This is a genomic window from Gammaproteobacteria bacterium, from assembly GCA_027296625.1.
In the GTDB taxonomy this organism is placed as follows: domain Bacteria; phylum Pseudomonadota; class Gammaproteobacteria; order JAKEHO01; family JAKEHO01; genus JAKEHO01.
Map to the genome: position 1 here is coordinate 1 of JAPUIX010000171.1, position 8,752 is coordinate 8,752.

Consider the following 8,752-nt stretch of genomic DNA (forward strand, 5'->3'; position numbering starts at 1 on the left):
AACCCAAACCCGGAAAGGCTCCGGAGTCAAATAGGGATGACAAATTCGTAAATCTGGGTAGAGCTCAATTAAGGCGTCGTTTAATTGCGTCTTGGGAGGAAATTAAGATCTGCTAGGCCGGGTTGACATAATTGCACGTTATCGGATATTGTCCCGCTGCAGAACAGGGGGAAACCGTGTCGGGCCGTTTTAGTGGCCATTCCAAGCTCCCCAAGGCTACTTGCCTGGGGAAGCGCACACCGAATTTGACAGCTTCCCTTCGTGACCATGTCTTCACCTATACCCGCGATCTGGCGGATCGATGTCGAGCCCGACGAGCACCAGCCCCGTGTTGAGCAAAAGCCCTGGCAGGGCTTCTTGGCCATGGTGGCTCTCGTCGAAAACCTGAGGGGCCTCTTGTCGGATCGTTCGGGTCACGGCGTGCACCCCTCCTGGATGATACGCCTCGACCCCGATATGAAGCGCTGCTTTGGCCAAGTCGACTTTGTAGTTCGTCGACACAATGAGTTATTCGATCAATTGATCGGTTGGAAAGATCCAATTGGAATCCACGTCCACGCTCATCGCTGGGATGACAAGCAGGCCGTCGTGTTTTCCGACTATGCAGACAGCGCTTGGACCACACACTGCCTGAGGGTGGCGGCTGAAGCTTTTGCAAACTGCTTTGGCAAACACGTCCGGCATTCCAGTCAAGGCGGGTACTTTCTGACTGAAACTCTCTTAGACGCCGCCGTTGAGCTCGGTATCGAGGTCGATCTTACAGTGGAGCCAGGTTTACCACCGCGGAGCGTCGATTTATCCTTCGGTTCCTATGCGACCGCGCCCTCTGGAGACTTCGTTGACTGCCCCCGGCGGCCCTACTATCCATCACGTTACAAATTCAGCGTTCCATCCTCATCGCTTGCAAACGCCCGGCCCATCTTGATCGTACCTCTCACAGCGTATGATTATCAGACCCCGTTGATGCCGTGGCGTCGGCGTGTCGTTAACAGACTACGCCGCCGACCGCGCCATCATCTCCCTCTTAATCCTTGGAAACCATGGCCCAGCCCAAAGATCTACTGGGATCTCGTCGAACGAGCCGCGGACGAGCAACCGGCACGCTATTTTGCTTTCGCGATTCGAACCGATGGTCCCGGCTCGGCTCCACATCGACGAGTTCGCGAACTTCTCGAGTACTTACCGAATCACCCGATTGCTGACCGATTGAAGTTCGTTGATCCGCTTGCACCGGAAATCCGTGCGCTTGCGATTCCTTCAAGCGATAAGGGAGCGCGTCACGACTTTTTGGAATAGCCGGTGCTCGAAGACACAATGAACAGGTGCCCTCGAGATACTTGTCCGAACTTGCCAAATATCTTCCGTCCCGTTCCGTGTCCATGGAATCATGGTGCATGATATGTTCCATAGACTCATGCGTGTCATTTACAGCACTGTCCTTCTAACGAATAAGCTTCGCTTTCATCTTTTCTTTAAACACAAACCCAGCGCTGGGCAGTTCTGTAACTCCAGGTTGATCTCTATTATCAAGACACCTTCGAGAGATACACAGAACAGGCCCTATCTCGTGATCATCCGCTGTGGGGCTGGTCATCGTTTGATCGATGATGCCATTCAAAGAACTTTTGACATCGCGTTGAATTTGTATGGCATTCCCCATGCCACTTCTTTTGACGATTGCGAGTATGTGTTTTCTGGTGGCATAAACAAGTATAAAGCAGCTCGTCAGTTCATAAATGAGGAGCTATTGGAAAAGTATCAGGGATTCATGTTTCTGGATGATGACATCGAGATTACCTATTCACATCTAAGCCAATTCTTGACGTACTGTTCTGCTCATGGATTTGAGTTGGCACAACCCAGCCTAACTCTTGACTCGTCTTTTTCGCATGCGTATCTACTGAACGCTTCAACTTCTGGCTGTCGCTCGGTTCGAATGGTTGAAGTGATGTGCCCTTATTTTTCAAGCAGCGCCCTAAGAATAGCTAAAGGCACTTTTGATCTGAGTTATTCAACTTGGGGACTAGATGTCATTTGGCCACAACTATTCGCATCTAGCCCTGTGGTTGTGGATGAATTCAAAGTAAGACACACAAAACCGGTTGGGACTGGTAATTTTTACAAATATATGAGGAGTATAGGTGTCTCGCCGCAGAGAGAGTTAATAAAGCTGACCAATACTTCAACTGTACAGATTCGAGATTTAAGGAAGCCAGTGGAGTGACGGGAGATTGAAAACGACTGCTAAAGTGGCACGATTATCTTCTCTAGAAGTCCTTTGACGCTCTGCCCTGCAGTTCGTCAATTCAGCCGATCCTCATATTGACCAAACGAGGTCATCGCTAACTCCCTATAGCGACTCAGATTCGACAGCGTCTGCATAATGATGTTGAAACCCGAGCACTAGGCTAAAGACTCCTTTTATCACTCCTATCCCTTACACGTAAGTCTCTCCAGCTCTTTACTCGAAGTGGAGGTCCACCATCGGACCGCCGTTTTCTCCAACGACTCGTAGGATACAATTCATTAGCTTGTTAATTGCGTTCTGGCGGTCTAGCCCTTAGCAAACCTAGGCCCAGAGGGGCTCCAAGTTCAAAGAAAATTGACAAAATTGCAAAGCTGGGTAGGACTCAATTAAAGCGTCGTTTAATTGCATCCTGTGGACGATTGGCTAGGCCCAGCCCGAAATTAATCTGCGCATCTGTCGTAAATGCTCCAAAATGATCCCTGGTGCTCCAAATCATTACATCGCAGATTGATATTTTTGCTTGTTCTGGTTGACCCATATTCCCCTTACCTGATAGAGACCATTGTAGTTAAACCGTACAACTGAAAGCATCTCTCAGCTTTGATCGGCTTTAGCGTAAGATTTGAGGCTTAACAGAGGGATATAGAAGTTCCTATGAAAATCCGGGCATTTATTGAAGAAGGGACATAGCTTCCTGCTCGCGACACGTGGTGTTTCCGCATGGATCCCCGAGCTGCTGAGGCCTACGACAGCCATTTAAGCAAGCTTCATAGTTGCCTGCACCCTCCCGGCCTTTCCTTCCGCGAAAGCTTGGGCCCTTACAGATCCGGATCTCTCTATTGAAGCTCAGCATTGTTATATGCACCTGGAACCGGGCGCAATCACTTTCGCGATTGCTATGCTCACTCACGCAGGCCGAGCCACCTTCAGGTACGGACTGGGAAATCATCGTGGTCAATAACAATTGCACTGATGACACGGACACTATCATCGAGCAATTTAGCAAGCTTTTGCCACTAAAACGTGTTTTCGAACCAAAACCTGGCGTTGCGCATGCACGCAACACCGGCATGGATGCCGCATCTGGTGACTACCTGCTTTGGACCGACGACGACGTGACCGTGGGACGCAATTGGTTGAAGTCTTACCAATCCGCGTTTGAAAGCTGGCCTGAAGCCTGCGTGTTTGGGGGAACGATTATCCCGCGCTTTGAGGGGAATCCGCCAGGCTGGATGGAAGCTGCACTGCATCATATGCTCTATGCTTATTCCGGAATCGATCTTGGGGATACACCTTTGATGCTCGATTCTTCCTCATCTATTGGAAGCTTACCTTTTGGTGCCAACATGGCCCTTCGGGGCTTGGAGCAACGGCAGTTCCGATATGATACAAAGTTAGGTCGCAGACCAGGTCCAACAATTATAGGTTTTGATGAATCGGACGTGCTGAAACGTATTCTCGCGACCGGAAAAACTGGTTGGTGGTTACCTAATACGGCGGTGGAACACTGGATTCCACCGTCGAGACAGACGGTAGGCTATCTCCGCGCCTATTTTCATGGGATGGGCCAAGTACTCGCAAGCTCGATTTTCGAGCCGGGCCGGACCACAAACAATTATGAGCGAGCAAGGCGGTTTTCTAATGCAGTCAAACTTGAAGCAATCTTTTGCTACCACCGGAGTGTGTCTTTACCTGACAAATGGCTGCCAGCGTTACGAAGATCATCATCGGCATGGGGAAGACTCGCTGGTTTCCGCACAGCAAGCTACGCTCGAAAACCTTAACCCACTGAGTCTGATGTCCTTGATGAATGTTACAAGGCAGGAGTTTCTGCGCCGCGTGCTGGCCCCGGTCCGCATCGGGTTGCTCTACGCTAAAAAGCGCCCGAAGTTTAAGCCGCTTCATGACGCCGACGCGCTACCCCGGAGATTGGCATCGTTGTTTACCCACAAGGAAAGTGCCGCTATAATCGGTGTGGAGTACCTGCGGCGGGTGCCCACTGAACCCGATATCGGATCATTGCCTGAATCCATCTGCCCCGGCTCGGCCCGATGCGGGCATTTGGCGCTGGACGATGACGGAAGGCTCCGGTAATGGGTACCTTCGCAGTAAACGAAGGATTTCGAGGGGAGGGCACCGGGTAAAATTTGACGGCTGGATTTTGTCCGTCACGAAAGCCCGTTTATGCGCTCTGATTGCGTAGATCTGAAACCATGAATCAAGAACTATCGCTTGTTGTCGCGGCTACTTTCACCGCAGAACCGCTGAAAGACTCCCTCGGCTTCTGGATGCGGGAGTTGGGCATTCCGGTACGGATTGACTTCGCTCCTTATAACCAAGTATTTCAACAACTCCTTGATCCTTCCAGCATCATCGCGACGAATCAGAACGGCATCAATATTGTGCTGATCCGGCTGGAGGACTGGCAGGGAGGGGACAGCGACACGAAAACGACCGGTCGGGATGACGCCTATCATGCGATCGAGCGAAACCTAAGGGATTTCAAGCTTGCGCTGTCTGAAGCCGTCCGACGCGCGCCCACGCCGTATCTGGTTTGTTTGTGTCCGGCCTCTCCCGCCTGGGCCGATGATCCCAAGCGCGCGTTGGCTTTCAAACAAGCCGAAGCGCTGCTGTGCGCACAGCTCGCTGAAATCGACTCCGTTTGGATGATTACCCCTTCGGAGTTGGCCGCCGCCTACCCTGTCCCGGATTATTATGACGCGTACGGCGAAAAATTCGGACACATACCGCTCACGCCCGTCTATTTTACCGCGTTAGGGACCATGATTGCTCGAGAGGTCTATGCGCTCAAGAGCCCCCCGTATAAAGTAATCGTTCTTGATTGCGACCAGACGTTGTGGAGCGGGGTCTGCGGCGAGGATGGTCCGTCCGGGATACGAATCGATGTTCCGCACCGGGTCCTTCAAGATTTTATGGTGCGTCAGCATGACGCAGGCATGCTCCTTTGTCTATGCAGCAAAAACAATGAAGAGGATGTAACCCGGGTATTTGAAAACCGACCGGAGATGCCCTTGAACCGGAACCACATCGTATCGCGGCGAGTCAACTGGAAACCGAAGTCCGCCAATCTCGTCAGTCTGGCGGAAGAGCTGCAGCTAGGACTGGACAGTTTTATTTTCATTGACGACGATCCGGTCGAGTGCGCCGAGGTGAGGGCAAACTGCCCGGAGGTTCTGACGCTCGAAATCCCGCGGCAAGTCGAAGCGATCCCTCGTTTTCTTGATCACGTTTGGGCATTCGATCATCTTAAAATTACCGACGAAGGCAAAAAGCGAACGGCTCTTTATCAGCAAAACGCCCAACGGGAACAATTGCGAGGAAAATCCTTTACGGTCAGCGATTTTCTCGCTAAGCTGGGGTTGGAAATTGAGATATCGCCGCTCATGCCGCATCAACTGGCGAGGGCCTCCGAGCTCACCCAGCGGACCAATCAGTTCAATCTCACTACCGTTCGTCGTTCAGAAGCGGAGCTGCGGAGAGTTCAACAACGGGAGCGGATGGAGCCTCTCGCCGTCCATGTCAAGGACCGTTTCGGAGATTACGGATTGGTCGGGCTGATCGTATTCCACGCCGATTCCGAAGCGATTTCCGTCGACACCTTTTTGCTGAGTTGTCGGGCTCTGGGGCGGGGCGTTGAGCATCGCATGTTGGTGAGATTGGGCGAGATTGCTCTGGATCGGGAGTTAAAGAGAGTGGATGCCCGGTTGATTCAGAGTGGCAAGAACCAGCCAGCGGTTGATTTTATGGATAACGCGGGGGCGAAGTTCCGCGACTCGGGCGAAGAGGGGCTTTTATTTCGTTTCCCGGCGAAGTGGGCGGCGGCGCTCACCTTTCGACCAGACGATCGCGGACCGCAAAGTGAGAACGAAGGGGAGCAGCGGACCGGTTCCTCGGCGACCCCAAGGGCGTATCCCATCGAGGCCGTGGAAAGGTGTCGATTATTACTGCGAATCGCCACCGAACTGAGCGACGTCGATCAGATACACGCCAGTATGCTTTCGCAAGATCGACATTCCCGTCCGAATCTGGAGACTCATTTTGTCGCCCCGCGCGATTCTACCGAGGCGGCGGTAGGAAACATCTGGTGCGAAGTGCTCAATGTCGACCGCGTGGGTGCATGTGACAATTTTTTCGAGCTGGGCGGGGACTCATTGACAATGACCCGGGTCGTTTCCCGTATCAGACAATCCTTTGGCGTGGAGTTGTCGCCCGGTGTCTTTTTCAACGCCCCGACTGTCGCGGAAATCGCTCAGGTGATTTCCGCCGATTCAAACTCGCTCGGCAATGCCGCGTTTATCGAGCAATTGTTGGGAGAGCTGAGTCAGATTTCCGAGGATGATGCAAGGGCGCTGCTGGAGGAGGAACGTTTCGGAACCGGGGAGGTTGCGCCGCCGTTCAGAGACACTGTCACCGGGTCGAGAAGTAAGGTCACAGGTCTCGACGATGCGCTGGTTCCCCGGCAGGTTCACGCTCCAGGATTCGGAAGGCTTCCATCGGTTGGGACGACCCAAGCACCGGTTGGTCCGGGAATCGCGTCGGTAAGCATCATGACCCATAATCGTTTGAAGGCATTGGAGCGTGCTTTGATCAGCTATATCGAGAACTCTCGAGCGCACGGCAGAAATCATGAGTTTGTCGTAATCGACGGTACCGAAACCGAGGAAGCGCAGAGCCGCTCTCTGGTGATGCTGAGTGATTTGGAGCGACGTTACGGGGTAAGAATCTTGTATGCCGGCAGGCGGGACAAAATTCGATTTGCCAAGGAACTGGTATCTGTCGGCGGGCTGCCCCCAGATATCGTGAATTTCGCCCTGTTCGATGTGGAATGTTGCGGCAATGATTACGGCGTCAGTCGCAACGCGCTCCTGCTGGATAGCATCGGACAAGCCGTCTTCAGCGCCGATGACGATACCGTCTGCCGGATTGCAACCGCTCCGAATCCGGCTACGGGGACACGATTTGCGACGGAGTGGGACCCTGCGGATATCTGGTTTTTCCCGGACCGGGACAGCGCGCTGCGGTCGGTCACGTTTGTCGACGAAGACATCCTGAGCGCCCACGAGCAGCTTTTAGGCGGCGACGTACCGAGTCTTCTCGGCGGCCGGGGGGACGGCGATAAGCCCGGGCCGGCCGATCTCGACCCTTCCTGCGAGAATCGGTCGGAAAGAACCGGCGGCAGGGTACTGGCAACTTTTAACGGTCTGGTCGGGGATTGCGCTTGGGGCTCGCCTTTCGGCGATTGGGGCGGTCCCATGGGGTGCCTCCTACTGAACGATGAATCGCACAGGCGGTTGGTTCGATCGGAAGCGGACTACCGTACCGCCTGTACTACGCGCGAAATACTGCGCGTCGTGGATCGTCCGACTATAAACGGGGAGACCCTTTGCATGACGGTTTTTATGGCACTGGACAACCGCGAACTCTTGCCCCCATTCTTCCCGGTGAAAGCGGGCGAAGACATCGTGTTCGGTCTCACCTTGCGCCGGTGCATTGCCGGCGGATATTTTGGACAGCTTCCCCGGGCGCTCGTCCATGCCCCGGTGGAACATCGGACCTTTTCGCGCGGCGAGATATTTCGCAGCGCTTCCGGTTTCGACACGGCCAAATTGATGATTGGCTGCGTGAAGTCGTATGGCGAGAACCTGGCCCGGACCGACGTTAAAGAGGGTTTGCGTGCTCTTGGAAGTCACCTCGAAGAGCTGGCGTCCATGCCTGCGCGCGGCTTTCAAGAGATTGTGCGCGACCAGGTTTGGAAAAGCACCAATTCGTTTATCGCCATGATGGCGAATCGTCTCCAAGCTTCGGATGGGTTGCCACGATTTTGGGCGAACGATGTCGAGAGATATATGGACCAGTTGGGAAAAGGCATCAGAAGACCCGACTATTGCGTTCCGCTGGATCTTTTGAACGGTCGGAGCGACGACGAGGCGCGCGAGTTGGCACAACGGTTGGTTTTGAAATTCGGTCAGCTTCTCCGTTGGTGGCCGGATATCGCGGAGACGGCTCGAGAACTACGAGCCCGGGGTCAAAGACTGGCAAAGCAGGTAGGGTTGGAGTAGATGAAGCGGTTGGCCTGCATGTCCGTGAAGAATGTAGGGGGAGAAAGGGACGTTGTTGACTAGGTTGAATAACTCCACCGGTGCGGGCTCAATGTTTTTTATTCTACAAGAACATACAGACAGCGTCAGGCATGTCTTCTTGATATTAGAATCGGCCCGACTTAGATTTGCGTATGACCAGAAGGCCGCGGGTTCATTTTGCTGAAGCTTTACTTTTGATTTATTGTCGAAAAGATAAAAGTTAGAGGTCGCAGAGTTCATGGCCCAGGGACATATTGCAAAGATCGCCGACGAGCTGCGTCTGTCTGTCAAGCAAGTCCAGGCCGCGGGCGCGCTTCTGGACGAGGGGGCGACGGTCCCTTTCCTCGCCCGGTATGAAACGGGTCAGGCTTGGCTTATTGCCTATTCTCCACCGGACAGTCAA

The 8,752-nt window shown here is 53.4% G+C and carries 6 protein-coding genes; all 6 read left to right on the forward strand.

Annotated elements, in window-relative coordinates:
• Positions 1–267 precede the first annotated feature (267 nt).
• Positions 268–1,296: a hypothetical protein gene (locus O6944_10675; protein MCZ6719599.1), complete on the forward strand. Its 1,029-nt coding sequence runs from the start codon at positions 268–270 to the stop codon at positions 1,294–1,296.
• Positions 1,297–1,567: 271 nt separating this feature from the next.
• Entirely contained in the window at positions 1,568–2,224 is a 657-nt protein-coding gene (locus O6944_10680) for a hypothetical protein (GenBank protein MCZ6719600.1), read from the forward strand.
• 863 nt (positions 2,225–3,087) lie between these two features.
• Positions 3,088–4,032: a glycosyltransferase gene (locus O6944_10685; GenBank protein MCZ6719601.1), complete on the forward strand. Its 945-nt coding sequence runs from the start codon at positions 3,088–3,090 to the stop codon at positions 4,030–4,032.
• A 22-nt stretch (positions 4,033–4,054) separates the two neighbouring features.
• Positions 4,055–4,342, forward strand: coding sequence for a hypothetical protein (locus tag O6944_10690; GenBank protein ID MCZ6719602.1), 288 nt, complete (start codon positions 4,055–4,057; stop codon positions 4,340–4,342).
• Between the two features lie 119 nt (positions 4,343–4,461).
• Positions 4,462–8,328 carry an HAD-IIIC family phosphatase gene (locus O6944_10695; GenBank protein MCZ6719603.1) on the forward strand — a complete coding sequence of 1,289 codons (3,867 nt, stop codon included), beginning with the start codon at positions 4,462–4,464 and terminating at the stop codon, positions 8,326–8,328.
• Between the two features lie 259 nt (positions 8,329–8,587).
• Positions 8,588–8,752 (forward strand): hypothetical protein (locus tag O6944_10700; protein MCZ6719604.1); only part of this gene is annotated, 165 nt, incomplete at its 3' end.

Coding starts and splice junctions, on each gene's coding strand:
- O6944_10675 (MCZ6719599.1), top strand. CDS start 268: ATGTCTTCACCTATACCCGCGATCTGGCGGATCGATGTCGAGCCCGAC.
- O6944_10690 (MCZ6719602.1), top strand. CDS start 4,055: ATGAATGTTACAAGGCAGGAGTTTCTGCGCCGCGTGCTGGCCCCGGTC.
- O6944_10695 (MCZ6719603.1), top strand. CDS start 4,462: ATGAATCAAGAACTATCGCTTGTTGTCGCGGCTACTTTCACCGCAGAA.